The 24,861-nt window shown below is 66.7% G+C and carries 22 protein-coding genes; 9 read left to right on the plus strand and 13 right to left on the minus strand.

Annotated features, from left to right (window positions below):
• Positions 1–206 precede the first annotated feature (206 nt).
• Together ACY65G_RS23555 and ACY65G_RS23560 are read right to left on the minus strand one after the other, a co-directional pair.
• A complete protein-coding gene (locus ACY65G_RS23555; protein WP_464999718.1) occupies positions 207–1,430 on the minus strand; it encodes a sensor histidine kinase in 1,224 nt (407 codons plus the stop codon).
• Positions 1,420–2,793 (minus strand): sigma-54-dependent transcriptional regulator, encoded by a 1,374-nt coding sequence (locus ACY65G_RS23560; RefSeq protein WP_464999719.1) that lies wholly within the window; start codon positions 2,791–2,793, stop codon positions 1,420–1,422. Before ACY65G_RS23560 ends, ACY65G_RS23555 begins: the two co-directional genes overlap by 11 nt.
• Positions 2,794–3,023: 230 nt before the next feature.
• Between ACY65G_RS23560 and ACY65G_RS23565 the strand changes: the two genes are divergently transcribed.
• From ACY65G_RS23565 to ACY65G_RS23580, 4 genes are read left to right on the plus strand one after another with little or no spacing between them, the layout of a single operon-like run.
• Positions 3,024–4,310 (plus strand): efflux RND transporter periplasmic adaptor subunit, encoded by a 1,287-nt coding sequence (locus tag ACY65G_RS23565; protein ID WP_464999720.1) that lies wholly within the window; start codon positions 3,024–3,026, stop codon positions 4,308–4,310.
• 42 nt (positions 4,311–4,352) lie between these two features.
• The gene (locus ACY65G_RS23570) at positions 4,353–5,033 is read left to right on the plus strand and encodes an ABC transporter ATP-binding protein (RefSeq protein ID WP_464999721.1); all 681 of its coding nucleotides are present in this window, start codon (positions 4,353–4,355) and stop codon (positions 5,031–5,033) included.
• The gene (locus ACY65G_RS23575) at positions 5,030–7,444 is read left to right on the plus strand and encodes an ABC transporter permease (RefSeq protein WP_464999722.1); all 2,415 of its coding nucleotides are present in this window, start codon (positions 5,030–5,032) and stop codon (positions 7,442–7,444) included. The genes ACY65G_RS23570 and ACY65G_RS23575 overlap by 4 nt, the downstream gene beginning before the upstream one ends.
• Positions 7,445–7,456: 12 nt before the next feature.
• A complete protein-coding gene (locus ACY65G_RS23580; protein ID WP_464999723.1) occupies positions 7,457–9,853 on the plus strand; it encodes an ABC transporter permease in 2,397 nt (798 codons plus the stop codon).
• A gap of 80 nt (positions 9,854–9,933) precedes the next feature.
• Here ACY65G_RS23580 and ACY65G_RS23585 read toward each other — a convergent pair whose 3' ends face one another.
• Together ACY65G_RS23585 and ACY65G_RS23590 are read right to left on the minus strand one after the other, a co-directional pair.
• Complete coding sequence (locus ACY65G_RS23585; RefSeq protein WP_464999724.1) at positions 9,934–10,374, minus strand: FKBP-type peptidyl-prolyl cis-trans isomerase; 441 nt, start codon at positions 10,372–10,374, stop codon at positions 9,934–9,936.
• 138 nt (positions 10,375–10,512) lie between these two features.
• A complete protein-coding gene (locus tag ACY65G_RS23590) occupies positions 10,513–12,432 on the minus strand; it encodes a potassium transporter Kup (RefSeq protein ID WP_464999725.1) in 1,920 nt (639 codons plus the stop codon).
• A gap of 78 nt (positions 12,433–12,510) precedes the next feature.
• Here ACY65G_RS23590 and ACY65G_RS23595 point away from each other — a divergent pair, with 78 nt between their 5' ends.
• The 3 genes from ACY65G_RS23595 (at position 12,511) to ettA (ending at position 15,626) form a co-directional block, all read left to right on the plus strand.
• Entirely contained in the window at positions 12,511–12,966 is a 456-nt protein-coding gene (locus tag ACY65G_RS23595) for a GNAT family N-acetyltransferase (protein WP_464999726.1), read from the plus strand.
• Positions 12,963–13,871 (plus strand): EamA family transporter RarD, encoded by a 909-nt coding sequence (rarD, locus tag ACY65G_RS23600; protein WP_464999727.1) that lies wholly within the window; start codon positions 12,963–12,965, stop codon positions 13,869–13,871. The genes ACY65G_RS23595 and rarD overlap by 4 nt, the downstream gene beginning before the upstream one ends.
• Before the next feature lie 87 nt (positions 13,872–13,958).
• Positions 13,959–15,626 carry an energy-dependent translational throttle protein EttA gene (gene ettA / locus ACY65G_RS23605; protein WP_464999728.1) on the plus strand — a complete coding sequence of 556 codons (1,668 nt, stop codon included), beginning with the start codon at positions 13,959–13,961 and terminating at the stop codon, positions 15,624–15,626.
• Between the two features lie 151 nt (positions 15,627–15,777).
• Here the strand turns inward: ettA and ACY65G_RS23610 are convergent, their stop codons facing one another.
• Entirely contained in the window at positions 15,778–16,365 is a 588-nt protein-coding gene (locus tag ACY65G_RS23610) for an outer membrane beta-barrel protein (RefSeq protein ID WP_464999729.1), read from the minus strand.
• Positions 16,366–16,591: 226 nt separating this feature from the next.
• Entirely contained in the window at positions 16,592–17,188 is a 597-nt protein-coding gene (locus tag ACY65G_RS23615; RefSeq protein WP_464999730.1) for an alpha-ketoglutarate-dependent dioxygenase AlkB family protein, read from the minus strand.
• 124 nt (positions 17,189–17,312) lie between these two features.
• Here ACY65G_RS23615 and ACY65G_RS23620 point away from each other — a divergent pair, with 124 nt between their 5' ends.
• Positions 17,313–17,885: a molybdopterin-dependent oxidoreductase gene (locus ACY65G_RS23620; protein WP_464999731.1), complete on the plus strand. Its 573-nt coding sequence runs from the start codon at positions 17,313–17,315 to the stop codon at positions 17,883–17,885.
• Between the two features lie 85 nt (positions 17,886–17,970).
• On the opposite strand, the gene ACY65G_RS23625 is transcribed toward ACY65G_RS23620, so the two are convergent.
• The 6 genes from ACY65G_RS23625 to ACY65G_RS23650 form a co-directional block, all read right to left on the minus strand.
• Positions 17,971–18,333, minus strand: a complete 363-nt coding sequence (locus ACY65G_RS23625) for a hypothetical protein (protein WP_464999732.1) — start codon at positions 18,331–18,333, stop codon at positions 17,971–17,973.
• A 158-nt stretch (positions 18,334–18,491) separates the two neighbouring features.
• Complete coding sequence (locus ACY65G_RS23630; RefSeq protein ID WP_464999733.1) at positions 18,492–19,328, minus strand: Rossmann-like and DUF2520 domain-containing protein; 837 nt, start codon at positions 19,326–19,328, stop codon at positions 18,492–18,494.
• Positions 19,328–19,912, minus strand: a complete 585-nt coding sequence (locus tag ACY65G_RS23635; RefSeq protein ID WP_464999734.1) for a DUF924 family protein — start codon at positions 19,910–19,912, stop codon at positions 19,328–19,330. The genes ACY65G_RS23630 and ACY65G_RS23635 overlap by 1 nt, the downstream gene beginning before the upstream one ends.
• Positions 19,913–20,055: 143 nt before the next feature.
• Positions 20,056–20,796 carry an MgtC/SapB family protein gene (locus ACY65G_RS23640; protein WP_464999735.1) on the minus strand — a complete coding sequence of 247 codons (741 nt, stop codon included), beginning with the start codon at positions 20,794–20,796 and terminating at the stop codon, positions 20,056–20,058.
• A 1-nt stretch (position 20,797) separates the two neighbouring features.
• Positions 20,798–21,058: a hypothetical protein gene (locus ACY65G_RS23645; RefSeq protein WP_464999736.1), complete on the minus strand. Its 261-nt coding sequence runs from the start codon at positions 21,056–21,058 to the stop codon at positions 20,798–20,800.
• Positions 21,055–22,857: an aminopeptidase P family protein gene (locus ACY65G_RS23650; RefSeq protein ID WP_464999737.1), complete on the minus strand. Its 1,803-nt coding sequence runs from the start codon at positions 22,855–22,857 to the stop codon at positions 21,055–21,057. Before ACY65G_RS23650 ends, ACY65G_RS23645 begins: the two co-directional genes overlap by 4 nt.
• Positions 22,858–22,969: 112 nt before the next feature.
• Between ACY65G_RS23650 and ACY65G_RS23655 the strand changes: the two genes are divergently transcribed.
• Positions 22,970–23,764 carry a nucleotidyltransferase domain-containing protein gene (locus ACY65G_RS23655; protein WP_464999738.1) on the plus strand — a complete coding sequence of 265 codons (795 nt, stop codon included), beginning with the start codon at positions 22,970–22,972 and terminating at the stop codon, positions 23,762–23,764.
• Here ACY65G_RS23655 and ACY65G_RS23660 read toward each other — a convergent pair.
• Positions 23,761–24,777: an alpha/beta fold hydrolase gene (locus ACY65G_RS23660; protein WP_464999739.1), complete on the minus strand. Its 1,017-nt coding sequence runs from the start codon at positions 24,775–24,777 to the stop codon at positions 23,761–23,763. The two genes, ACY65G_RS23655 and ACY65G_RS23660, sit on opposite strands and share 4 nt — an antisense overlap.
• Positions 24,778–24,861: the final 84 nt, after the last annotated feature.

Below are 24,861 nucleotides of genomic sequence, written 5' to 3' on the forward strand. Positions count from 1 at the left end.
AAATATTTCAAAGAACCGGGGACAGTCCCCGCTTCTTGGCAACACCATTCTGTGGCGAAAATGCCGACGCACAGGCGCCGCTGCTGATGCACAAAGGATTGGTATAAGAATTACGTCTTCTCTTGCCTGAACCAGTGCTGCGGGGACCGTCCCTCTTCTATAGAAATATTTCCGCAAAACGGGGACTGTCCCCGGTGTGGGTGTTGTCAAAAACTGACGATGAACCGGGCGCCGCTGCTGACCGAGCGGGCGTAGCGGACGGTGCCGCCGTTGCCGTGCACGAGTTGCCGCACCATCGCGAGGCCGATGCCGCGCCCCTGCTTCTTCGTGGAGAAGAATGGCGTGAAGATGTGCGGGGCGAGGTCGACGGGCACGCCGGGGCCGTTGTCGGCGACTTCGATCCGCAGCCGCCCGCCCCGCCCCAGCCGCGCGGTGATGGCGGCGCGTGGCGAGGGAGAATGGGCCGTCGCTTCGGCGGCATTCTTCAGCAGGTTGATCAGCGCCTGTTCCAGCTGGCCCGGGTCGACCATCACTTCCAGCGATGCCGGTTCGACGGAAAATTCGGCGCTGCCGCCGCGTGCCTGCCAGTGCGGCCCGACGAGCGCCGCCAGCCGCGCGAACAGCCGGCCCAGGTGCACCCGCTCCGGCTGCGCCTGCGGCAGCGTGGACAGGCTGCGGTAGCTCGACACGAAATCGACCAGGCTCGCAGCCCGCCGGGCGATCGCGTCGAGCGCGGTGGACAGGTCTTCGGCAGCATCCGCCGGCAGGTCCACGGACAGCTCGCCCAGCAGGTCGTGCGCGGTGCGCGACAGCGAAGCGACCGGCGTCAGCGAATTCATGATCTCGTGCGTCAGCACGTGCACCAGCTGGCGCCAGGCGTTCAGCGCCTCGGCCTCCAGCTGGCTCTCGACCGGCATCAGCGCCGCCAGCCGGCCGCCCTCTCCCTGCACCGTCAGCGTGGAGACGGCCACCATCGCCCGTTCCAGCCCCCGCTCCGTGTCGAAGCTGACCAGCCTGCGCTCGTCCGCGGGCTGCGCGGCGAGCAGCGCATACAGCGCCGCCGGTTCGCTGGCACGCCCGGGTGCCACGAGCCGGCGCGCATTGGCGTTGACGGGTACGACGGCACCGGCGCCGGACAACCCGTCGACGCGGAACAGCGCGATCGGCGCATGCTCGAGCCGCGCTTCCAGCGCCAGCACCGAAGCCGTCGCCGGCCACCCGCCCGGTGCCGCCGGCATTTCGGGCCGTGCCACCGGCAGCCGCAGTTTCCCGAGGCAGCCCCACAGCAGCGCCCCGGCCGCCGCGGCGCCCAGCCCGCACACCACCAGCAGGCGCGGCGACGCCGTCACCGACGCGGCGCAGGCACCGAGCAAGGCCAGCGCGGCGGCAGCGGCAACGACACCCGTGCGCAGGCCCCGCTCAGATGCCATGCTTGTCCAGCTTGCGGTACAGCGCCGCGCGCGAGACGCCCAGCATGCGCGCCGCATGGCTGATATTGCCCTGCGCCTGCGCCAGCGCGGCGGCGATGGCCTCGCGTTCCAGCGACGACAGCGTGGCTTCCTCGCGCACCGTATTTGCCGCCCCCCCGACCGCCGCCGATGGCGCCACCGCGGCGCCGGCAGCCAGGCCGAAATCCTCGAACCGGTAATCGGCATGCGCGCCCAGGATCACGGCCCGTTCGCAGGCATGCCGCAGCGCCCGCACATTGCCCGGCCACGGGTGCATGCACAGTGCATCGATCGCGGCCGGTGCGATGGCGCGCGCCGGCCGCCCGTACTGCGCCTCGTACAGGGCCAGGTAATACCGTGCCAGCTGCGGCACGTCCTCACGGCGCTCGCGCAGCGGCGGCACGCGCACCACGATCGTGTTCAACCGGAACAGCAGATCGGCACGGAACACGGCAGGCTCGAACAGCCGCGCTTCGTCGAGGTTCGTGGCGCTGACGATGCGCACGTCCACGCTCTCCGGCCGGTCGGCACCGACCGGCGTCACCTCGCGCCGCTCGAGCGCCGTCAGCAGCTTGGCCTGCGCGGCCAGCGGCATGTTGCCGACCTCGTCGAGGAACAGCGTGCCGCCGCGCGCCGCCTGGAAGCGCCCCGCGCGGTCGGCCTTTGCATCGGTGAACGAACCCTTGCGATGGCCGAACAGTTCACTTTCGAACGTGGATTCGGGCAGCGCACCCATGTCCACGGAAAGGAAGGTGCCGGCGGCGCGGCGCGACTGCGCGTGCAGGGCCCGCGCCACCAGTTCCTTGCCCACGCCGTTTTCGCCCAGCACCATCACATTGGCCTCGGTCGGTGCCACGCCGGCGATCATGGCGCGCACCGCCTGCATCGGCGCCGAATCGCCCATCAGCGCCGAGGCGCCGCGCATCGTCGCGTCGGCCGCCGGCCGGCACCGCGCCAGGGCGGCATCGACGGCGGACACGAGCCGCGCGTTATCCCACGGCTTGGTGATGAAGTCGACCGCGCCGCGTTTCAGGGCCTCCACGGCCAGCGGCACGTCGGCATAGGCGGTCAGCGCGATGACGGCCGGCGGCCGCGGCTGGCGGCGCAGCACATCCAGCGCCGCCAGGCCTTCGGCGCCATCGGCGCGGCCCGGCGTGAAATTGAAGTCCAGCAGCACGACATCGGGAACGCCGCAGGCCAGTACCCCTTCGAGCTGGGCCGGATCGTGGAGTACCGCCACGTCGCCATGGCGGCGGCGCAGCAACATGCGCGCCGCATACGCCACGTCGGCATCGTCATCGAGGATCAGGATGCGGGCAGTGGAATCGGGTGGTGGATTGGGCACAGGATTGGGCACAGGATCGGGCACAGGATCGGGTATGGAATCGGGCACTGCGGCAGGGCTCGGGCACGGTTGGGGAGCATTCTAGCAGCAGCATTCACACCGCGGACAGGGGTTTCGCGACCTGTCCGGAAGCGGACACCCTACCCTGTCCGCTTCCGGCCAAACCCGCCGCGCAGCGTACCGGAACGGTGTTGAAACCGCCCTGGCACGTGCCTTGCTGCAGGACGAACATGCCCATCACGAATCTTCCCAACAACAAGCCGGCCAGCGGCGCGGCCATGGACACCATCGTGCCGCGCCGCCGCGGCCGTGCCATCGCGCTGGCCGTGGCGGCCCTGCTGGTGCTGCTGGCCGCCGGCGCCGCGATCTGGCACTGGATGCCGCGCGGCCTGCAGGTGGCGGCTGCCGACCTGCGCATCGCCACCGTCGAACGGGGCATCTTCCGCGACGATATCGCCGTGCGCGCCAATGCCGAACCATTGACGGCGGTGATGCTCGACTCGGTGGAGTCCGGCCGCATCGAGGAAGTGCATGCGCGCGACGGCGACCTGGTCGACAAGGGCCAGCTGCTGTTCCGCATCTCGAACCCGCAGCGCAACCTGGAACTGCTGGCGCGCCAGTCCGAATACGCGCAGCAGATCTCGAACATGTCCACGTTGCGGGTGGCCGAGCAGAGCAACCGCACGGAGCGCCAGCGCCGGCTCGACGACCTGTCGTTCGCGCTGGAGCAGGCGCAGAAAACGCTGGCGCGAACGGAGCGGCTGGCCGGCCAGGGTTTCGTTTCGGCCGTGGCGCTGGAAGAAGTCCAGGACCGGCGCGACAAGGCGCAGCGCGCGCTCGCGCTGGAACAGGAAAGCAATGCGGCCGAGGACAAGGTGCGCGGCAATGCGCTGGGGCGCCTCGAGGAAACCATCCTTGGCCTGGCCACCGGCCTGCGGCTCGTGGAACAGACCGTGGACGCGCTGGCCGTGCGTGCGCCCGTCGCCGGCCGGCTCACCGATTTCCGGCTGCAGGTGGGCGAATCGATCGTCACCGGCAAGCGCGTGGGCCGCATCGACGACCCGCAGCGCTTCAAGCTGTCCGCGCTGGTGGACGAGTACTACCTGAACCGCGTCTCCGTGGGCCGCCTCGGCGTGGTGATGCAGGAGGGCCGGCGCTACCCGGTGAAAGTGGGCACCGTCTACCCGCAGATCAAGGAAGGCCGCTTCACCGCCGAGCTGCTGTTCACGCAAGGCCAGCCGTTGCTGAGCCCTGGCCAGAGCCTCGATGCGCAGATCACGCTGGGCGAGCCGGCACCGGCGCTGCTGCTGCCGAACGGCGCGTTCGTGGCCGATTCCGGCGCGGCGTGGGTCTACGTATTCACCGATGCCACCCATGCGCAGCGCCGCGAGATCCGCGCGGGCCGGCGCAACAATGCGCAGATCGAGGTGCTCTCCGGCCTTGCCCCGGGCGAGCGCGTGATCGTCTCCGGTTATGCGGCGTTCGGCAACGCGGCCCGGCTGCAGCTCGACCGGTAATCCACTTGCAGTAATCTTCTCCTACTCAACAAAGGAAATCCCATGCTCAAACTGTCAGGCGTCAGCAAGATCCACGTGGCCGGCGAAGTGCAGACCACCGCCCTCGACCGCATCGACCTCGATATCGACGCCGGCGAATACGTGGCGATCACCGGCCCCTCCGGCTGCGGCAAGTCCACGCTGCTCTCGGTACTGGGCCTGCTGGACGTGCCCACCAGCGGCGACTACTGGTTCGAGGGCCGCAACGTGTCCGGCTGGAGCGAGTCGCGGCTGAACGAATTGCGGCGCGGCCGCATCGGCTTCATCTTCCAGAACTTCAACCTGATCGAGGAATTGTCCGTGTTCGAGAACGTGGAACTGGCGCTGGAATACACCGGCATGCCGGCACGCGAACGCAAGGTGAAGGTGGCGGCAATGCTGGACAAGCTGGGTGTGGCCCACCGCGCGAAGCACCGGCCGTCGCAACTGTCCGGCGGCCAGCAGCAGCGCGTGGCGATCGCCCGCGCGCTGGTGGCCGGCCCCGCGATCCTGCTGGCCGACGAACCGACCGGCAACCTGGATACGGCGCACGGCGACGACGTGATGCGCCTGCTGCGCACGATCAACGCCGAGGGCACCACCGTGGTCATGGTCACCCACTCGCCGACCCACGCCGCGCAGGCATCGCGCACGCTGAACCTGCTCGACGGGCGCATCATCGTCGACGCGCTGCGTGCCGCATGAGGCATCTGCGCCTCGCCTGGCGCCAGCTGGTTGCGGAGCCGGGCTATTCGGCCGTCACGATCCTCGGCCTGGCCGCCGGTTTCGCCACCTGCTTCGCGCTGCTGGCCTACGTGGCCCTGTCGTTCAGCTACAACCGCCACGTGCCGGCCTCGCACGAGGTGTACGCGGTCAAGCAGCACATCAACCTGATCGGCAAGCCGGGCTGGTTCGAAGTCGTGCCGATGCCGTTGCTGCGCGTGGCCGAGCAAAGCGGCATGGCGCAGGCAGCCGTGCTGGCCATACCCGCCAAAGCGAGCGTGCACACACCGTCCGGCATGCTGCAGGTGAAGACGCTGACGGTATCCCCGGGCTTTTCCAGGGTATTCGGCCTTGCCGCCGCCGAGGGTGACCTGGCGCGGGCCCTGGCACGGCCGGATGGCGTTGCGCTGACCTACCGTGCGGCATTGAAGGCGCTGGGTACCCGCGCGGCACTCGGCAAGGTGCTGCACATCGACGGCAAGACCCTGACCGTGATGGCGCTGCTGGCCGATCCGCCCGCCACGTCCGCCTTGCAATACGAACTCGTCAACAGCCTCGATTCCGTCCTGATGCCACAGGAATACCGCGCGCACATGGAAGACTCCTGGGGCATGATCGCCGGCCACCTTTACGTGCGCCTGGCACCCGGTACCGCCCCGGCGGACTTCACCGCCCACCTGCAGCGCGTATTCGACCATTCGCCGCTGCGCCGTGAAGTGCCGCCCGACCTGATTCGCAAGCTGGGTTCGCGCAAGATGGTCGACCTGGCGCTGACGCCGTTGCCCGACCTGTATTTCGACGCCAGCCTGGAAGGCCGTCCCGGCAGCACGCAGCACGGCAACAAGGCCGTCGTCATCGGCCTGGGCGCGGTCGGCGTGCTCGTGCTGGCGCTGGCGGTGGCGAACTACGTCAACCTGGCCGCCGTGCGCACCACCCGCCGCCAGCCGGAAATCGTGTTGCGCAAGGTGCTGGGTGCCAGTGCGTTCCGCCTTGCCGGCCAGTTGCTGGCCGAGGCGCTGCTGGTCGCCATGCTGGCCACGGTGCTGGGCTTGCTGCTGGCGTGGCTGCTGCTGCCCGCCCTGTCCGGCATGCTGGACCGCCCGCTCGACCAGGCAATGTCGCCCGCAGCGATCCTGGCGGCGCTGGCCGTCGGCATCGTCACGGGCCTGCTGGCCGGGCTGTACCCGCTATGGATCGCGCTGGACATGCGTCCGGCCACCGTGCTGGCCATGCGCCGCGAACTGGAACAGCGCGGCGGCCTGTGGCTGCGGCGCGCGCTCACGGTGCTGCAATTGACCGTGGCGATGGGCCTGGCGGCGGCAACCCTGGCCATCGCGTGGCAAGCCCGCTTTGCCAGCTCGGCCGATCCGGGCTTCGATGCGGCACCGCTGCTCACGGTCGAACTGCCGCGCGAGCTGTGGCAAGGGCCGCAAGGCAGGCAGTTCCGCGACGCGCTGCGCCGCCTGCCGCACGTGCAAGGCGTGGCGTTCTCCGAAAATGCCGTCGGCCAGCAGTTCGCCGGCCAGAATGGCCCGATCCGCCGGCTGGGCGGGCCGGAAACGGTGCTGGTATCGCGCAACGTGTCGGCCGACTTCTTCCAGCTGTACGGCGTCACGGCACTGGCGGGCCGTACCTTCGACCCGAAGATCGAGCGCGACGACGTGCCGACGACCGTGATGCTGAACCGGGCCGGTGCCCTGGCGCTCGGGTTCCCTTCGGCGCAAGCGGCCGTGGGCGGACTGGTCTCGTTCGAGCACAATGGCAAGCGGCTGGCGGCGCGCGTGATCGGCATCGCGCCCGACCTGCGCCACGAATCGCTGCGCGAGAAGCCGCAGCCGATGTTCTACCGGAACTCGCTGGGCGCTTCGGTGCTGACGATCCGCAGCGATGGCGACGTGCGTGAAGTGGCGCGGCAGGCCATTGGCCTGTTCGGCAAATTCTTCCCGGACGAAGTTCCCGTGGTGCGCCCGGCCGCCAGCCATTTCGCCACGATCTACGCGCAAGACCTGCGGCTGGCCTCCCTGCTGGGTGCCGCCAGCGTCGTCGCCATCCTGCTGTCGGCTTTTGGCATCTACGTGCTGTCGGCCTACAACGTGCAACGGCGTGCCCGCGAGATCGTGCTGCGCAAGCTGTACGGGGCGGGCCGCGCCGCCATCGCCAGGCTGCTGGGTCGCGAGTTCGCCGTGCTGCTGGCGCTGGGTGCCGTGATCGGCCTGCCGCCGGCGGCGCTGGCGATCCGGGCCTACCTGGCCGCTTTCGTCGAACACGCGCCGGTCGGTGGCTGGACCCTGTTTGCCGCGGCCGCGATCGCCGTGCTGGTGGCGTTCGCCGCTACCGCCCGCCACACCATTGCCGCGCTGCGTGCCACACCGGCCGCGGTGCTGAGAACATGAATGGAGAGAAGGATGACCATGACCTTGCGTGACTTTCGTATCGGCTGGCGCCTGCTGCTGCGCGAGCCCGGTTTTTCGCTGGTGACCGTGCTGGGACTGGCGCTGGCGTTCGCCGCGTGCTTCCTGCTGCTCGGCTATGTGCGCTACAGCTTCAGCTACGACAGCCATGTGCCCGATGCAGCCCGTGTACAGCAGGTCAAACAGCGCATCAACTGGTTCCCGCGGCCGGACTGGGACGCCCGCTCGATGCTGCCGCTGCGCCAGGTGGCGCAGGACAGCGGCCTGGTGGAACAGGCCAGCATCGCCGTGTGGCTGCGCGAGCCGCTGCGCGCCGGCGAGCACTTGCATGACGTGGCCTTGCTGGCCGTCGACCCGGCATTCGCTGGCATTTTCGGCATCGTTCCCCTGGCCGGCGACCTCGGCGCGGCGCTGACCCGGCCCGATGCGCTGGCAGTGACCCGGGAAACGGCTCGCCGGCTGTTCGGTACCGACACGGGCGTGCTGGATCGTACCGTGCAGGTCGACGGTGAAACGCTGCGCGTGGCGGCCCTGCTGCCCGACCTTCCCGCCAACGTCACCACGCGCTGGGACGCGCTGACCGGGCCGTTGAGCCGGGCGCGCCCGGCCGCGGAACGGACACTTGTCCCGGACTGGAAGCGTGGCGGCATCTTCCTGAAACTGAAGGCGCACGCCGATGCCGGCCAGCTCCAGGCACTGCTGCAAAAGGCCATGGACGCCTCGCCGACGGAACAGCGCATGCGTTCCCGCCCGATCGGCAAGACGATGCAGGGGCCGGGCACCGAGGTGAAGCTGGTGGCGTTGCCGGATGCCTACTTCGACCCCGACATGGCCGCCAGCCGCAACGGCGACAGTTACGGCAAGCGCGCCACGGTGCTGGGCCTGGCCGGTATCGCGCTGCTGGTCCTGCTGCTGGCCATGACCAACTACGTGAACCTGGCCACCGTGCGCGCGCAGCAGCGCCAGCGCGAATCGGGCTTGCGCAAGCTGCTGGGCGCCAGCGCACCGCGCATGGCGGCGCAATTCATCGCCGAGTCGGTAGTAGTGACCGTGCTGGCAGCGGGACTGGGCATGATGCTGGCCTGGCTGCTGCTGCCCACGTTCGCCGGCCTGGTCGACCGCACGCTGGAAGGCTTCTTTGCCCCGGCACGCATCGCGCTTGCCCTGCTGGCGGCGCTGCTGACCGGTATCGTGGCAGGGGCATGGCCGGCACTGGTGGCGCTGCGCGTGCGGCCGGCGGCGGCCCTCGCCGGTCGCGACAACAGCGAAACGGTGGGCGGGTTATGGCTGCGCCGCTTGTTGACCGTGCTGCAGTTCGCCACCGCGATCGCGCTTGGCGGCATGGCCATCGCCGTGGCCTGGCAAACGCGGTATGCCAGCCATGCCGATCCCGGCTTCGATCCGGCGCAGCTGGTGACGGTCGACCTGCCGGAAGGCGCCAAGCCGGCGCTCGTGCAGGGCTTTGCCGACGCGGTGCGCGGCTTGCCGCAGGCCGATGGCGTGGCGCTCTCCTCCGAGGCCATCGGCCGCGACGGGTGGAAGGTCGTGCAGGGCTTCCGTACCCGCGATGGCCGCGATTTGCGGATCGAGGTCAAGCCGGTGTCGCCGGAGTTCTTCGAGGTATACGGCATCCGGCCGCAGTTCGGCCGGCTCTATCGCGCCGGTACCGACCGGGCGGGCGGCGATGCGCTGGTGCTGAACGAGGCCGCCGCCACCGCGCTGGGCTACGCCAGTCCGCACGCCGCGGTCGGCCAGGTGCCGTTCACGGAAGGCGGCACGGTGATCGGTATCGCCCCGGGCATCCGCCACAACGACCTGCGCCGGCAAACGGAGCCCATCGTGTACTTGCTGCGACCCGGCTATGGTGTGCTCACGCTGCGCACCACGGCGGGTATGGACGAAGTGGAACGCGCCCTGGCGCCGCTGTGGCAGCGCTATTTCCCGGCCCGGATCATGACCGTGCAGCCCGCCGCCGGCCTGTTCGCGCAAAGCTATCGCGAAGATGCGCGGCTGGCCAGGATGCTGGGCGCGGCCAGCGCACTGGCGGTGGGCCTGGCAGCCTTCGGCATCTATGTGCTGGCAGCGTACAGCGTGCAGCGCAACCGCCGCCAGATCGTGCTGCGCAAGCTGTATGGCGCCGGCAAGGGGGCGATCGCCCGGCTGCTGGCCCGCGAGTTCGCCGCGCTGCTGGCGGCCGGTGCGCTGCTGGGCGTGCCGCTGGCATGGCTGGCGATCGAGCGCTACCTGGCCGGCTTCGTGGAACGCGCGCCGCTCGGCCAGTGGCCGCTGGCCGGGGCGACATTGCTGGCGGCGCTGGTGGTGGTACTGGCTACGGCGCGCCACGCGCTGGCTGCGCTGCGGCTGCCGCCGGCCGGTGCCTTGCGCGACTGACCGTCGACGGAACGCCCGCGCAAAAAAACGGCAGCCCGCGGGCTGCCGTTTTTTTCATGCCGATATTTTCATGCCGATATTCAGCGCTTGATCGCCAGCATTTCGACGTCGAACACCAGCGTGGCATTACCCGGGATGGAGCCATACCCCGTCGCCCCATAGCCCAGGCTTGCGGGAATCACCAGGCGGCGCTTGCCGCCCACGCGCATGCCCACGACGCCCTGGTCCCAGCCGGAAATCACTTTGCCTTTGCCGAGCTGGAAGGTGAACGGCGCAGCGGCGGTGGCCTGGTCGAACTGGGTACCCTTGTTCTCGGCCTTCGTCTCGTCGTACAGCCAGCCCGTGTAGGCCATGGTGACGGAATCGCCGGCAACGGCTTCGATACCCGTGCCCACCGCCAGGTCGAGCTTGGTCACGGTACCGGGCGGGGTCACCACGGGGGCGTCGTCGTCATTGCCACCGCAGGCAGTCAGGAACAGCGCGCAGGACAGCGTCGCGATAATTTGAAAAATCGATTTCATGTGGTCACTCTTACCTGGATTGGAAAAAAACGTTATGGAACGGTTGCTGGGATTGTTGGCGGTTGCCGGTGGAGCGAAAGTTTAACAGACTGCCACTGCCGCTCCTTCACCACAACATTTCCTTACAAAATACGATCCCTAGATTTCCACCTGCGTTCCCAGCTCGATCACGCGGTTCGGCGGGATCTGGTAATAGTCTGCCGCGGCCCGCGCATTGCGCGACATGGCCACGAACAGGTGTTCGCGCCATGGCGCCATGCCCTGCTGCGGTGCCGAGATCACAGTCTGGCGGGCGATGAAGAACGAGGTTTCCATCATCTCGAACGCGAGGCCGTGTTTGGCGCACCGTTCGAGGATGGCGGGGATGTCCGGTTCGTCCTTGAAGCCGTAGTTCACGTTCACCTGGTAGCACTGGTGGCCCAGATCGGTGATGCGCACCTGGTCGTCCGGTGCCACGTACGGCTCTTCCAGGATATGCACGGTAAGGAAGGCCACGCGTTCGTGGAGCACCTTGTTGTGCGACAGGTTGTGCAGCATGGCGTGCGGCACGCCGTCGCTTTCGCCGCGCAGGAACACGGCGGTGCCGGGTACCCGCACGGGCGGCGCCACGAACAGCGAGTCGAGGAAAGCCTCCAGCGGGATCGCATGCTTTTCCAGGTTCTTGAACACGAGGTGGCGGCCGGTGCGCCACGTGAGCATGATCGTGAACAGGGTGGCACCGAGCAGCAGGGGCATCCAGCCACCGTGGAACAGCTTCAGCGTGCAGGCCGAGAACAGCAGCACGTCGATCACGAGGAAGAAGCCGGTGGCGAGGATGCAGACCGGCAGCGGCAGGTGCCAGCGGTAGCGGATCACGAAGAACGTCAGGATCGTGGTCGCCAGCATCGTGGCCGACACGGCGATGCCGTAGGCACCGGCCAGGGCATCGGACGAACCGAAGCCGATCACGGCGATCAGCACGACGATCAGCTGCAGCCAGTTTACGGCCGGGATATAGATCTGGCCGATCTGGTGTTCGGACGTGTGCATCACGCGCATGCGCGGCAGCAGGCCGAGCGCGATGGCCTGCTTGGTCATCGAGAACGTGCCGGAGATCGTGGCCTGCGATGCGATCACGGTGGCCATCGTGGCCAGCACCACCAGCGGGTAGATGCTCCAGCTGCCCAGCTGCTGGAAGAACGGGTTCGAGATCGCTTCCGGCGCGTGCAGCAGCAGTGCGCCCTGGCCGAAGTAGTTCAGCGCCAGCGCGGGGAACGCAACCGCGAACCAGGCCATGCGGATCGGCTTCTTGCCGAAGTGGCCCATGTCCGCATACAGCGCCTCGGCACCGGTAAATGCCAGCACCACGGCGCCCAGGCCGACGAATGCCACGAAGCCGTTGTCGATCATGAAGTGCACCGCGTGCAGCGGGTTCAGCGCGCGCAGGATGTCCGGCCGCTCGACGATGTTGACGACGCCCATGATCGCCAGCGCCGCGAACCACAGCACCATGATCGGCCCGAAGAAGCGGCCGATGCCGGCCGTACCGTGGCGCTGCACCGAATACAGCGTGACCAGCACCACGATGGTCAATGGCACCACGTAGTGCGACAGCGCGGGTGTGGCCACCTCGAGGCCCTCTATCGCGCTCAGCACGGAAATCGCCGGCGTGACCACGCTGTCGCCATAGAACATGGTGGCCCCCAGCACGCCCAGCACGAGCAGCGGAAAATGCCAGCCGGAGCGCTTGCTGACGGAATTGAGCGCCAGCGCCATCAGCGCCATGATGCCGCCCTCGCCCCGGTTGTCCGCCCGCAGCACCAGCGTGACGTATTTCAGCGAGACCACGATCGTCAGTCCCCAGACGATCAGGGACACGACGCCCAGCAGGTTCGCTTCGTTGAGCGCCAGGCCATGGTCCGGGTCGAAGATGGTCTTGAGGGTATAGAGGGGGCTGGTACCGATGTCGCCATAGACGATGCCCACGGCTGCCAGCGTCAATGTAGCGAGGCTGCTTTTCTTGTCTGTCAAAATTGCACCCGAATTATTTTTTTGCGCACTGCACAATAGGCCAACCATACTCTAAAAGCAAGTCGCGGGGTGGCCGGCGCATGCTGCACTGTTGTGTTAAGGTCGCGCCTTATGGAAGGATGAAGAATGACCGCAGCAACAAATATCGCACGCATCGACCAGGCGACCGCCGCCGACGCTCCCCGCCTGTTCGAGGTATGGGAAGCCGCCGTTCGCGCCACCCACGATTTTCTCGACGAAGAAGCGATCGCCACGCTGGTGCCGCTCGTGCGCGACTTGCTTGCCACGTTTGCGCCACTGTACTGCCTGCGCGACAGTTCCGGCGCGCCCTATGCGTTCATCGGCGTGGCGGGCGGCAATATCGAGATGCTGTTCGTGCACCCCGGCCATCGTGGCGATGGCGCCGGCCGCACGCTGACGGAATTCGCGATCGGCACGCTCGGCGCCACGAAGGTGGATGTCAACGAGCAGAATGGCCAGGCCGCCGGCTTTTATGCGCACATGGGCTTTCGCCAGGCGGGCCGCTCGGAACGCGACCCGTTCGGCCATCCCTATCCGATCCTGCACCTGGAGCTTCCATGAAAAAAGAAGGCCACGACGACAAAGGCCATGGCGCGGGTGTGCTGAACGCCACCATGGCGTTCCTGCTGTGGGGCCTGTTCCCGCTGTACTTCCACGCGATCGGCGAGGTGCCGCCGGTGGAAATCCTGGCCCATCGCATGGTGTGGTCGCTGCTGTTCCTGTGCATCGTGCTGACGGTGCGCCAGCAGTGGAAATGGCTGCCCGAGGTACTGCGGCAGCCGAAGATCGTGGGAACGTTCGCGGCCAGCGCGCTGCTGCTGTCGGCCAACTGGTTCATCTATATCTGGGCCGTCAACAACGGCCACGTGATCGATGCCAGCCTCGGTTATTTCATCACGCCGCTGCTCAACGTGCTGCTCGGGCTGTTCGTGCTGAAGGAACGGCTGCGCCGCGGCCAGTGGCTCGCGATCGGCGTGGCCGCCACCGGCGTGGCCTGGCTCACCTGGCAGGCCGGCGCGCTGCCGTGGATTGCGCTGGTGCTGGCCGCTACCTTCGGCGCCTATGGCCTGCTGCGCAAGACCGCCGCGCTGGCGGCGCTGGAAGGCCTGTCGTTCGAAACCCTGCTGCTGTTTCCCCTGGCGGGCGGCTACGTGATCTGGCTGACCGTCCACGGCACCAATACCTTCGTCAATACGCCCAGCGACTGGACGCGCGCGCTGCTCGTCGCCGCCGGCCCGATCACCGCGATCCCGCTGCTGCTGTTTGCCGCCGGCGCCCGCAAGATCCCGCTGTCGGTGCTGGGCATGCTGCAGTACATCGCGCCGACGATCCAGATGATCCTGGGGCTGCTCGTGTTCCACGAAACGTTCTCTAAGGCGCGGCTGGCCGGGTTCATCGTGATCTGGAGCGCACTGGCGCTGTACATGGCGGAGGGCTTCATCACGTCGCGCCGGACGGCGGCCTGACTGGCCACGCGCTGGCTCTCGCGCACCGTTTGGCGTATCCTTGTTGACCTTCTTTACAGTCACCACACTCAATTCGAGAATTTCTCAATGGCAAATTACGTCTATACCATGAACCGCGTGGGCAAAATCGTCCCGCCCAAGCGCCAGATCCTGAAAGACATTTCGCTCTCGTTCTTCCCGGGCGCGAAGATCGGCGTGCTGGGCCTGAACGGCTCCGGTAAGTCGACCTTGCTGAAGATCATGGCCGGCATCGATACCGACATCCAGGGCGAAGCACGCCCGATGCCGGGCCTGTCGATCGGCTACCTGCCGCAGGAACCGCAGCTGGACCCGGAAAAAACCGTGCGCCAGGAAGTGGAATCGGGCCTGGGCGAAGCGTTCGAGGCACAGGCCAAGCTCGATGCCGTGTACGCCGCCTATGCCGAGGAAGATGCCGACTTCGACGCGCTGGCCGCCGAGCAGCAGCGCCTGGAATCGATCCTTGCCGCCGCCGATGGCGGCAACCTGAACCTGCAGCTGGAAATGGCCGCCGATGCGCTGCGCCTGCCGCCGTGGGACGCGAAGATCGGCGTGCTGTCCGGCGGTGAAAAGCGCCGCGTGGCGCTGTGCAAGCTGCTGCTGTCCAAGCCCGACATGCTGCTGCTCGACGAACCGACCAACCACCTGGATGCCGAATCCGTCGAGTGGCTCGAGCAGTTCCTGCTGCGCTTCCCGGGCACCGTGGTGGGCATCACCCACGATCGCTACTTCCTCGACAACGCCGCCGAATGGATCCTGGAACTGGACCGCGGCCACGGCATTCCATGGAAGGGCAACTACAGCTCCTGGCTGGACCAGAAGCAGGCCCGCCTGCAGCAGGAAGAAGCCACCGAATCGGCACGCCAGAAAGCGCTGAAGACGGAACTGGAATGGTCGCGCCAGAACCCGAAGGCGCGCCAGGCCAAGTCGAAGGCCCGCCTGGCCCGCTTCAACGAACTGTCCGAATACGAATACCAGAAGCGCAACGAGACGCAGGAGATCTTCATCCCCGTCGCCGAGCGCCTGGGCAACGATGTGATCGAGTTCAAGAACGTGTCCAAAGCGTTCGGCGACCGCCTGCTGATCGACAACCTGTCCTTCATCGTGCCGCCCGGCGCGATCGTCGGCATCATCGGCCCGAACGGCGCCGGTAAATCCACGCTGTTCAAGATGATCGCCGGCATCGACACGCCCGACAGCGGCGAAGTCGTCATCGGCAAGACCGCGCAGGTGTCGCTGGTGGACCAGAACCGCGACGAACTGGGCAACAACAAGACCGTGTTCGAAGACGTGTCCGGCGGCGCCGACATGCTCTCCGTGGGCCGCTTCGAAATGCCGTCGCGCGCCTACCTGGGCCGCTTCAACTTCAAGGGCGGCGACCAGCAAAAGCTCGTCGGCAACCTGTCCGGCGGCGAACGCGGCCGCCTGCACCTGGCCAAGACGCTGCTCAAGGGCGGCAACGTGCTGCTGCTGGATGAACCGTCGAACGACCTGGACGTGGAAACGCTCCGCGCGCTGGAAGACGCGCTGCTGGAATTCGCCGGCTCCGTGATGGTGATCTCCCACGATCGCTGGTTCCTGGACCGTATCGCCACGCACATCCTGGCCTTCGAGGGCAATTCGCAGGTGACGTTCTTCGACGGTAACTACCAGGAATACGAAGCGGACAAGAAGAAGCGCCTGGGCGAGGAAGGTGCCAAGCCGAAGCGCATCCGCTACAAGCCGCTCACGAACTGATCTTCGCAAGCATCAACAAAAACGGACTCCCTCGGGAGTCCGTTTTTTTCTTCTCTCACGAAGAACCTCTTCCAGTGAGGCGGGCACAAGGACATTGGCGGCCCATGCGGGCTGTCGTTGTCGCGCCCGGCCTCGATCGGTGCGTACAGCGTTAGAAGCTGTACTTCGCGTTCAGCGACACGGCGCCCTTGCTGCGGCCGATGTCGACTTCGTTCTTGCCGTAGTGTTCATATTCCAGCGACAGGCCGACCTTCTCGTTCACGGCATACTCGGCACCCAGCGCCGCGTAGGCGGTGTTGCGGCTGCTTTCGCCGCTGTAGTTGCCGGCCAGGCCGGAAACGGTCACGTCGTTCTTGTTGTGCGCAACGCCGAGCTTGCCGAACACATTGACCTTTTCCGCCACCGGGTAGCTGGCCTTGCCGGCCAGGTAGTAGGACTTGGAATCGGCCTGGGCGCGGCCATTCAGGCCAGCCTGCGAGTAAGCGTAGTTCGACTTGCCGAAATCGGTGTAGCCCGCCTCGACGGCGAACATCGGGTTGATCTGGTAACCGGCGAAGAACTTGCCACCGTATTCGTGCTTGGCGTGGTCGCCCGAGCCGATGTCGCCATTCAGGTTTTCATAGCGATGCTCGGAGACGACGCCACCGATACCGACGTACGGCTGGCCTTCGGCAGCATGGGCGGTGACGGCACCGAAGGCGGCAGCGGAAGCGACAAGGGCAAGAATGGTGTTTTTCATGATGGATCTCTCAGCAAAAAATGGTTGTTGTTCACAGTGCTGCGGGATCGCTGTTCAGCATGTGTGGAACCGCGATGAGACCAAGATAACACCGGACCTCATTTATAAAAGGTCCATTTCCGTAATAATTGTTAGCAGATGTAATGGCTATTGAAAGGACGCGAACGGGCCCAAAATGGCGGCGTTTCCTTAAGAAACCCTAATAAAGTTTAGTCGCGGAAAGGATTCAGCGAATCAAGCGGAAGGTCAGGTTGATGCGCATCCCGCGCGGCCTGGTTTCCTTGTTGACGCCGTGGCGCCAGTGCCGTTGCAGCGTGCCGGCCATCAGCAGCAGGCTGCCGTCCGTGAGGTCGAGCTTTACGGTTTTCGCCAGTTTTTTATGTTTCAGGATGAAGGTGCGGGTGGCACCGAACGTCACCGATGCGATGGCGGGCTCGGGCCCCAGTTCCGGTTCGTCGTCGCTGTGGAAACCCATGCTGTCGCGTTCGTTGCGATAGCAGTTCAGCAGCACGCTGTTGTAGCGCTTGCCGGTGGCATCCTCGACAGCGCGCCGGATGTCCCGCAGCAGCGGCGTGAAAGGCAGCGGGTGGAACGTGCGGCCGGAATACGTGTAGCTGGCCTCGCCGTACCAGGCCGACAGGCGCGGCTGCTTTTGCGCCTTGCCGAAGAGATAAATCGTTTCTTCGCGCCACGCGATCTCGTCGAGCAGGCGGCGCAGCACCACGTCGTTCGGCTCGGCCAGTGGCAGCTGCGACAGGAAAGACAGTTCGCCATCTTCGATGGGGATCGGCTGCAGGGTCGCTTCGGAGGTGAACAGGTCCATCCGGCTATGATAAGGGAGGCTTGGACAAGTGGAGGCTCGAACAAGCGAAGGCTCGAACAGGTGGACGCTCGAACAGGTGGACGCCGGGCCAAATGGACGCTCAACGACAACGACAAGGATCGTGATGGAGAAACGTATTTTCCTGGCGGCGCTGGCGGCCACCGGCGCGGCACCGGCGCTGGCCGCACCGAAGAACGTGCAGCGCGGCCCGGTGCTGCTGACGGTCACGGGTGCAATCCCGAAAGCCAACCGCGGCAAATTCGACCCGGTGGCGGACCAGATGATGTTCAAGCAGAAGCTGTCCTTCGACAGGGCATGGGCGTTCGACTACGCGGCGCTGGCCGCCCTGCCCGTGCTGGCGATCAAGCCCACGCTGGAGTACGATAGCAAGGTGCATTCGCTGTCCGGGCCGCTGCTGACCGATGTGCTGAAAGCTGCCGGCGTTACCGTCACCGACCGCACCCGCATCACGCTGCGCGCCGTCGACGGCTATGCGGCGGTGGTCACCGGCGCGCAGGCGCGGCAGCAACGGTTCATCGTGGCGACACACATGGATGGCGCACCGATGGCGCTGGGCGGCCTGGGCCCGCTATTGGCACTCTACGATGCGGACCGGGTGCCCGACATGGCAAAAAGGCCCGTGGCCGAGCGTTTCGGCTCGTGCCCCTGGGCCCTGTACCACATCGATATTGCTTGATCAACAAACTGGGGACGTACCCTGGTTTCCAGGAAATTTCCTGAAAACCAGGCGGTCCGGCGATCCGGTACGCCCCCAGTTTTTCTTATGCGTAGGCTTCGGCCAGCGACATGACGCGCGGCGTGTAGGTGATGCCGACGTCGCCGAAGATCTTGGTGATCTGCGCCATGTTGGCTTCGCACTCTTCCAGCTTCCAGCCCTTGAACAGGTCGGTGCCATCCTTGTGGAAATGCAGGTCGAGCACTTTGCCGCGGTCCTTGTGGGTATAGCCGGAGCTGTGGCTTTGCACGAAGCCGGCAGCGGCCAGGGCTTCGAGCACGGCAACGGGTGGATTGTCCGGGTCGGTGGCGAGATAGACGCCGAAGGTCTTGCCCGGCGGTTTCGCAGCGATATCGACTTCGTAGATGCCGGGCGCCTTGGTGACGGTCGTGGATTTCAGAAATAACATACAGATCCCCTGTCCGGCGCGGCGCCGGTTGATTGGAAGTAATAAAGAGGACCTAGCTTATTGCCTTCAGCAAATTTTGTCGATCACTGCGACAGAATTTTTGCTTCAACGCAACACTTTAGCGACAAGGCGACAAGATTGCAAGCCGCTCAATGCGCTTACTCCGAGGCGGTTTTTGGCGCCTTGCGCGCGGCCAGGGATGCGGTCGGCGGTACCAGCGCGCCATACAGGTTGCCCGTATCGGCATCCCAGGCCGACACTGCCGCCTGCTGGCGCTGCACGGTCGTGTAATCGCCCCGTGCGACCGGGCCGGACAAGGCCTGTGCCGCCCCCATCCGGAACACGTTCGACAGCGATTCCTGTGCCAGCGGACGGGCCAGCTCGCGCGCCACGTCTTCCGGAATGCCGGCCGCCTGGTAGGCGCGCAGCGCGGCATCGAGCACCGTGACGAGGTAGTTGCTCGCGAAGACGGCAGCGGCGTGATAGACGGTCTTGGCCGCCGGATCGATCGCCACGGGCCGGGCGCCGATCGCTTCCAGCGCCGGCACGAGCACCGCCAGCGCCGCCTCGTCGCCTTCGACGCCGCAAAACGTGCCGGCAAACGCGGCCACCACGCCTGCCGGGTCGGCGAAGCTGCGGATCGGATGCACGCTGGCCAGCAGTGCCCCGCCCTGCCGCGCCGCCTCCAGCGTGCCGGACGCCAGCGCGCCGCTGCAGTGGAACACGGTGGCGCCCCGCAATGGCCGGCTGGCCGCGAGCGCGGCGCAGGCGGGAACGATCTGGTCGTCCGTCACCGCCAGCAGGTAGACGTCGGCCTCCGGCAAGGCGGCAACCTCCGCGGTCGAACAGCCGGCACCGATGAAATCCACGCCCCGCTGGGCCGAGGCGGCCGAACGGGCCAGCACGCCGACGACGTCGAACGTGCCCGCCGCATGCCACAGGCGTCCGAACGCACGGCCCACGTGCCCGGCACCGACGATGGCCAGCGTGGGCATCAGAACCCGGACCCCGGCGTTTGCAGGAACGCCACTTCTTCCGGCGTCGACGTGCGGCCCAGGATATCGTTGCGGTGCGGGAAACGGCCGAACTTGCGGATGACGTCGCGGTGGCGTTTCGCAAAATCGAGCATGCTTTCAAAACCGGTGGCCGAGGCCGCCAGCTTGTCGAACAGGATCACCGAGCGGTCCTGCATCGACAGGTTTTCCGCATGCTCGAACGGCATGTACGAAAAGGCCCGCTGCACCGCCGGCAGTGTCTGGTTGGCGCCGGAATTGTCGATCGCCAGCGCCGCTTCCAGCGCCAGCGTATCGCCGGCGAACGCCTTCGGCGTGCCGCGGTAGATGTTGCGCGTGAACTGGTCCAGCACGAGGATGCGCGCCAGCGCGCCCTGCGTGCCTTCGTCGTCCCACTGCCGCAGGCCGCCCGCCAGCGCATCCTCGACCGCGTCGCCGAATTCCGCGAACACGAGGCGGTCGAACCCGTCGTCCTTGCGGAACCATTCCGGCCGCTGCATGTTGTGGCCCTTCACGCCGATCGGCAGGAACCAGAAATCCAGTACGTCTTGCGATGTGACGAGCATGCTTGTCCTCGAGTCAGGGCGCCAGGCGCCGGCCAAACGGAAAGTTTCAGGAAAACCGGTGACAGACACCAGTTTTCTTGCAACATATGTTCCGCAAAAATCGGTGTCTGTCACCGGTTTTTTCACCGGTTCCAGGCAATGGTTCAGTTGCGTGCATGGGTGATCTGGAAGCCGTCCACCCCTTCGTAATGCGCCATCTCGGCGGCCAGCTTGCCGAACGGGGCGCCGCTGTGCTTGCTGTGGGCCAGCGCGACGAAGCGCCACTCCATGCGTCCGGCATCCAGTGCGATCATCAGCGAACCGCCGGCGATTTCATAGCCGCGCGCATTTGCCATCGCGCGCAGTTTTTCTTCCGACGGTTCGTAGCCCTGCTTGAAGCGCAGCGTGATGGCGATCGCATGGCGCGACGGCAGCCATGCCTCGATGCGCGACAGGTAGATCATCACGACGGCCGACATCATGGCCAGCCCCATCGCCGCGGCATAGAAGCCCACGCCGACGAGGATACCGATCACGGACGACGCCCAGATCGATGCCGCCGTCGTCAGGCCGCTGATGTTGAAGCCTTCGCGCATGATGACACCGGCGCCGAGGAAGCCGATACCGGTGACGATGCCCTGCACCACCCGCGTCGGATCCGTGCCCACCAGCGCCGTCATCTGGCCGCCGAACCAGTGTTCCGGGTAGCCGCCGATCACCGTCAGCGCGGCCGATGCCATGCACACCAGGCCATACGTGCGCATGCCGGCGGCGCGGCCGTGATACGAGCGCTCGTAGCCGACCAGCATGCCGAGCAGCAGCGCGCCCAGCAGGTTCAGGAAGATGACGCCATTCGTCACCAGTTCCGCGGACGACCAGTAGGCACCCAGCAGGTCGCGCGTCATGTCAGGCTTTCGGCGGCTTCTTCGTCAGCTGCTTTTCGAATTCGATATCGTTCTTGCTGATGCGCTTGGCGACCTGCGGCCCCTGGGCATTGACGAAAGCGACGAATTCGTCGAGCTCCATCGGCGGGCACAGCGGCGGCTTGCCCGGCCCCTCGGTCAGGAAGAAATGGCCGCTGCCGGTGATCGACATCGACCAGCCCTGGTTGCCGCTGCGCTGCTTCAGCCGGTCGATCGCGTTCGACGCCCTGGTGGATCGGGTCATAATGGTTCGGTCCTTTCGTTGAGCCACGCCAGCGCGGCGCCGTCCACCCAGGGGACCAGGCGCTCGCGCACGGTGGCATGGTAATCGTTCAGCCACGCGACCTCGTCGTCGCGCAGCAGCGTGCGGTCGATGCAGCGGGTGTCGATCGGGCACAGCGTCAGCGTCTCGAAGCGCAGGAACTCGCCGAATTCCGTGGTGCCGTCGGCGCGGTTCATCACCAGGTTCTCGATGCGGATGCCCCACTTGCCGGGCCGGTAGATGCCCGGCTCGATCGAGGTGATCATGCCCGGTTCCATCGCCGTGTGCGGCTCCGGCATCATCGACGGCGTGATCGCGTGCGGTCCCTCGTGCACGTTCAGGAAGAAGCCCACGCCATGGCCGGTACCGTGGCCGAAATCGATGCCGGCCGCCCAGATCGGCGCGCGCGCGATCGCATCGAGCAGCGGCGCCTTGGTACCGCGCGGGAAGCGCGTGGCGGACAGCGCCATCATCCCCTTCAGCACCAGCGTGAAGTCGCGGCGGTGCTCGGCCGTGATGGCGCCCACCGGCACCACGCGCGTGATGTCGGTGGTGCCGCCGATGTACTGGCCGCCCGAATCGATCAGCAGCAGGCCGTCGCCATCGATCGCGGCGCACTGCCCTTCGATGGCGCGGTAATGCATGATCGCGCCGTTCGACTGGAAGCCGGCGATCGTGCCGAAGCTGGGGCTGACGAAACCGGGCCGGCGCGCGCGCGCCGCCGTGATGTGGCGGTCGATGTCCACTTCGTCCAATCGCGCTTCATGGCGGCGTGCCAGCGCGCCCTCCAGCCAGCTGAAGAACTCGCACAGCGCGGCACCATCCTGTTCCATCGTGGCGCGCACGTGGACCGCCTCGGCCTCGCTCTTGCGCGACTTGGCGAACGTGGTGGGATTGATCGCTTCCACCACTTTCACGTGGCCGGGCACGGCCTGGCGTGTGCCGTGCGTGATGCGGCGCGGGTCCAGCAGCAGCACCGTGCCGGGCGGCAGCTCGGCCAGCGCGGCGGCGGCGCGCTCATAGGGCGCGACGGTGACGCCATCGGCAGCCAGCTTGGCCGCCAGCGCCGGCTCGACCTTGCCATTGGCCACGAACAGCGTGGCATGGTCGAGGGCGACCAGCGCATGCGACACGAAGATCGGGTTGAAGTTGACGTCCGATCCGCGCAGGTTGAACAGCCAGGCGATATCGTCCAGCGTGGAGACCAGGTGCCGGTCGGCGCCATGCTCGCGCATCGCCGCATGCAGCGCGGCCAGCTTGTCCGCGCGGGGCATGGTGGCATACGGCGGCTCGTGCTCGATCACGGGTTCCGGCGGCAGGCCGGCGCGGCCGGTCCATACATCATCGAGCAGGTCGGCATCCGTGCGCAGCACGATCCCCTTCGCATCGAGCGCGCCCTGCAGCAGCCGGGCGATGGCCAGGCCCAGCACGGCGCCGTCGACGGCAACCGTTTGCCCGGCCTGCAGCGTGGCGGCCAGCCAGTTCACGTAGTCCGTGCTGGCGCCGGACGCGATCTTCATCAGCGCGATGCCCGTGCCGGCCAGTTCGCTTTCGGCCTGTGTCCAGTAGCGGCCATCCGTCCACACGCCGGCGAATTCCCGCGTGGCGATGAACGTGCCGACGGAACCGGTGAAGCCGGACAGCCACTCGCGCCCTTTCCAGCGCGGCGGCAGGTACTCGGACAGGTGCGGGTCGGACGACGGCACGACGACGGCATCGACGCCATGGTGGTGCATGGCCCGGCGCAGCGCGGCCAGGCGGTCGGGAATGGTATCAGTCATGGTGGTATCTCATGCCGGCATCGGCAGCGGTGGTCGGCGCAATGATACCGCGATTGCAGCTCGTCAGTGCCCACCATACAATCGTATCTCCCACTGGAAACGAGGAGCGCGAGTGATACCGGAAGACATACGGCAGGAAATCATGCGGCGCCTGGCCGCGGCCGAACGGGAGCACGGCGTGCGCATCCTGCTGGCCGTGGAATCGGGCAGCCGCGCCTGGGGCTTTGCCTCGCCCAACAGCGACTACGACGTGCGCTTCATCTACGCCCATCCGCCGGACTGGTACCTGGCCGTGGACCTCGAGGAAAAGCGCGACGTCATCGAATACCCGATCGTCGACGACATCGACCTGAACGGCTGGGACATCCGCAAGGCCCTGCGGCTGTTCTGGAAATCGAACCCGGCATTCGTCGAATGGATCCAGTCGCCCATCGTGTACATCGATACCGGTATCTTCCGCCACCGCGCCAACGCACTGCTGCCGCAGGTGTACAACGGCGAGCATGGGGTGTACCACTACCGCAGCATGGCCAAGACCAATTACCGCGGCTACCTGCGGGCGGACCGGGTTCCCCTGAAGAAGTATTTCTATGTCTTGCGGCCCCTGCTGGCGGTACGGTGGATCGAACGCTACCGCACGGCCGCGCCCATCGAGTTCCACAAGCTGCTGCACCTGCTGGACGACCGCCCCGACCTGCTGCGCGATATCGACGCGCTGCTGGCGAAAAAGCGCGCCGCGCCGGAACTCGGCCTGGCCGACCCGGTGCCGAGCCTGAATGCCTTCATCGAGGCGGAACTCGACAGGCTCGACCATCCCGCCATCCCGCGCTTCGAACGCGGCAGCGTCAGCGCGCAGCTCAATTCGCTGTTCCATGCCGTGCTGCGCGAGACGCCGGGCGAACCTTAATGCAGCACGCGCGGCTGGCCGGTATCCATGTCCGCGGGGTGCGTGGTCTGCTGGAAGTCCATGCGGACGCGCCCCTCGGCGATATCGCGCACGGCGCGCACGATCTGGTCCTGCGCCACGTAATGCAGCATGTGGCCGGCATCCTGCACCGTGTGCAGCTGGCTTTGCAGCAGTTCGCGGTGCAGGCGTTCGGCGTTGTGCTCGTGGTTGACCATCTTGTCGCCATCGCCGGAAAAGATCGTGACCGGCATCGTGATTTCCGGGTAGCGGTGGCGCAGGCTGGCGGCGCCGGGAATCATCAGCACGGTTTCCGCGCTGGCCGCACGCAGCTGCGAAGGCCGCAGCGACAGCCACTTGGGCCAGCGCTGGAAACTGTCGGCCACGGGCCGGGGGCTGAACATTTTCTTGATGAGGCCCGGCCACAGCAGGCGCGAGACCAGCGGCGAGACCGTGAAGCGCATTACGTCGCCCACGACCGGGATCGCCGGGCCGGACATCAGCACCGCATCCGCGCGCGGGCTGGGATAGTAATAGCCGCCCATCAGCACGAGGCCGTTCACCAGGCCGGGATGGTCGACCGCCATCGCCAGCGCCACCAGCGTGCCCCACGAATGGCCCAGCACGATGGCCTGGTCGACATGCAATGCCTTCAGCGCCTTGGCCAGCAAGCCCCCCTGCTCGGCCGGCGTCCACACCGTGCTGCGCGGCCGGTCGCTGTAGCCGAAGCCGGGGCGGTCGAAGGCGATCACCGTATGGTCGCGTGCCAGCATGTCGGTCAGGCCGGACAGTTCGAAGTCCAGCGACGTCGCGCCATTGCCGTGCAACAGCACGACGACGGGGCCGGCACCGCGCCGCAGGTAATGCAGCTTCACCCCATCGACCGTGACGAACTCGCCGGCCGGCGGATGTTCCGCCTCGGCCTGTTTGGTCTTGCTGCGCACCACCATGTAGGCGGCGGCCAGCGCCCCTGCGGCGGCGGCCCACGCCGTTTGTTTTTTGCTCAGCTGTAACATGAAAAGCTCCTGAATTCACCGTGTCCGAGACAGGCTAAAGCAGGAGGGAGCTGCCATTTGTTAAGGCACTAACACAGAACGCGA

Source organism: Pseudoduganella sp. jia 12 (genome assembly GCF_055502675.1).

Coding starts and splice junctions, on each gene's coding strand:
- ACY65G_RS23555 (WP_464999718.1), bottom strand. CDS start 1,430: ATGGCATCTGAGCGGGGCCTGCGCACGGGTGTCGTTGCCGCTGCCGCC.
- ACY65G_RS23565 (WP_464999720.1), top strand. CDS start 3,024: ATGCCCATCACGAATCTTCCCAACAACAAGCCGGCCAGCGGCGCGGCC.
- ACY65G_RS23570 (WP_464999721.1), top strand. CDS start 4,353: ATGCTCAAACTGTCAGGCGTCAGCAAGATCCACGTGGCCGGCGAAGTG.
- ACY65G_RS23575 (WP_464999722.1), top strand. CDS start 5,030: ATGAGGCATCTGCGCCTCGCCTGGCGCCAGCTGGTTGCGGAGCCGGGC.
- ACY65G_RS23580 (WP_464999723.1), top strand. CDS start 7,457: ATGACCATGACCTTGCGTGACTTTCGTATCGGCTGGCGCCTGCTGCTG.
- ACY65G_RS23585 (WP_464999724.1), bottom strand. CDS start 10,374: ATGAAATCGATTTTTCAAATTATCGCGACGCTGTCCTGCGCGCTGTTC.
- ACY65G_RS23590 (WP_464999725.1), bottom strand. CDS start 12,432: ATGGTTGGCCTATTGTGCAGTGCGCAAAAAAATAATTCGGGTGCAATT.
- ACY65G_RS23595 (WP_464999726.1), top strand. CDS start 12,511: ATGACCGCAGCAACAAATATCGCACGCATCGACCAGGCGACCGCCGCC.
- rarD (WP_464999727.1), top strand. CDS start 12,963: ATGAAAAAAGAAGGCCACGACGACAAAGGCCATGGCGCGGGTGTGCTG.
- ettA (WP_464999728.1), top strand. CDS start 13,959: ATGGCAAATTACGTCTATACCATGAACCGCGTGGGCAAAATCGTCCCG.
- ACY65G_RS23610 (WP_464999729.1), bottom strand. CDS start 16,365: ATGAAAAACACCATTCTTGCCCTTGTCGCTTCCGCTGCCGCCTTCGGT.
- ACY65G_RS23615 (WP_464999730.1), bottom strand. CDS start 17,188: ATGGACCTGTTCACCTCCGAAGCGACCCTGCAGCCGATCCCCATCGAA.
- ACY65G_RS23620 (WP_464999731.1), top strand. CDS start 17,313: ATGGAGAAACGTATTTTCCTGGCGGCGCTGGCGGCCACCGGCGCGGCA.
- ACY65G_RS23625 (WP_464999732.1), bottom strand. CDS start 18,333: ATGTTATTTCTGAAATCCACGACCGTCACCAAGGCGCCCGGCATCTAC.
- ACY65G_RS23630 (WP_464999733.1), bottom strand. CDS start 19,328: ATGCCCACGCTGGCCATCGTCGGTGCCGGGCACGTGGGCCGTGCGTTC.
- ACY65G_RS23635 (WP_464999734.1), bottom strand. CDS start 19,912: ATGCTCGTCACATCGCAAGACGTACTGGATTTCTGGTTCCTGCCGATC.
- ACY65G_RS23640 (WP_464999735.1), bottom strand. CDS start 20,796: ATGACGCGCGACCTGCTGGGTGCCTACTGGTCGTCCGCGGAACTGGTG.
- ACY65G_RS23645 (WP_464999736.1), bottom strand. CDS start 21,058: ATGACCCGATCCACCAGGGCGTCGAACGCGATCGACCGGCTGAAGCAG.
- ACY65G_RS23650 (WP_464999737.1), bottom strand. CDS start 22,857: ATGACTGATACCATTCCCGACCGCCTGGCCGCGCTGCGCCGGGCCATG.
- ACY65G_RS23660 (WP_464999739.1), bottom strand. CDS start 24,777: ATGTTACAGCTGAGCAAAAAACAAACGGCGTGGGCCGCCGCCGCAGGG.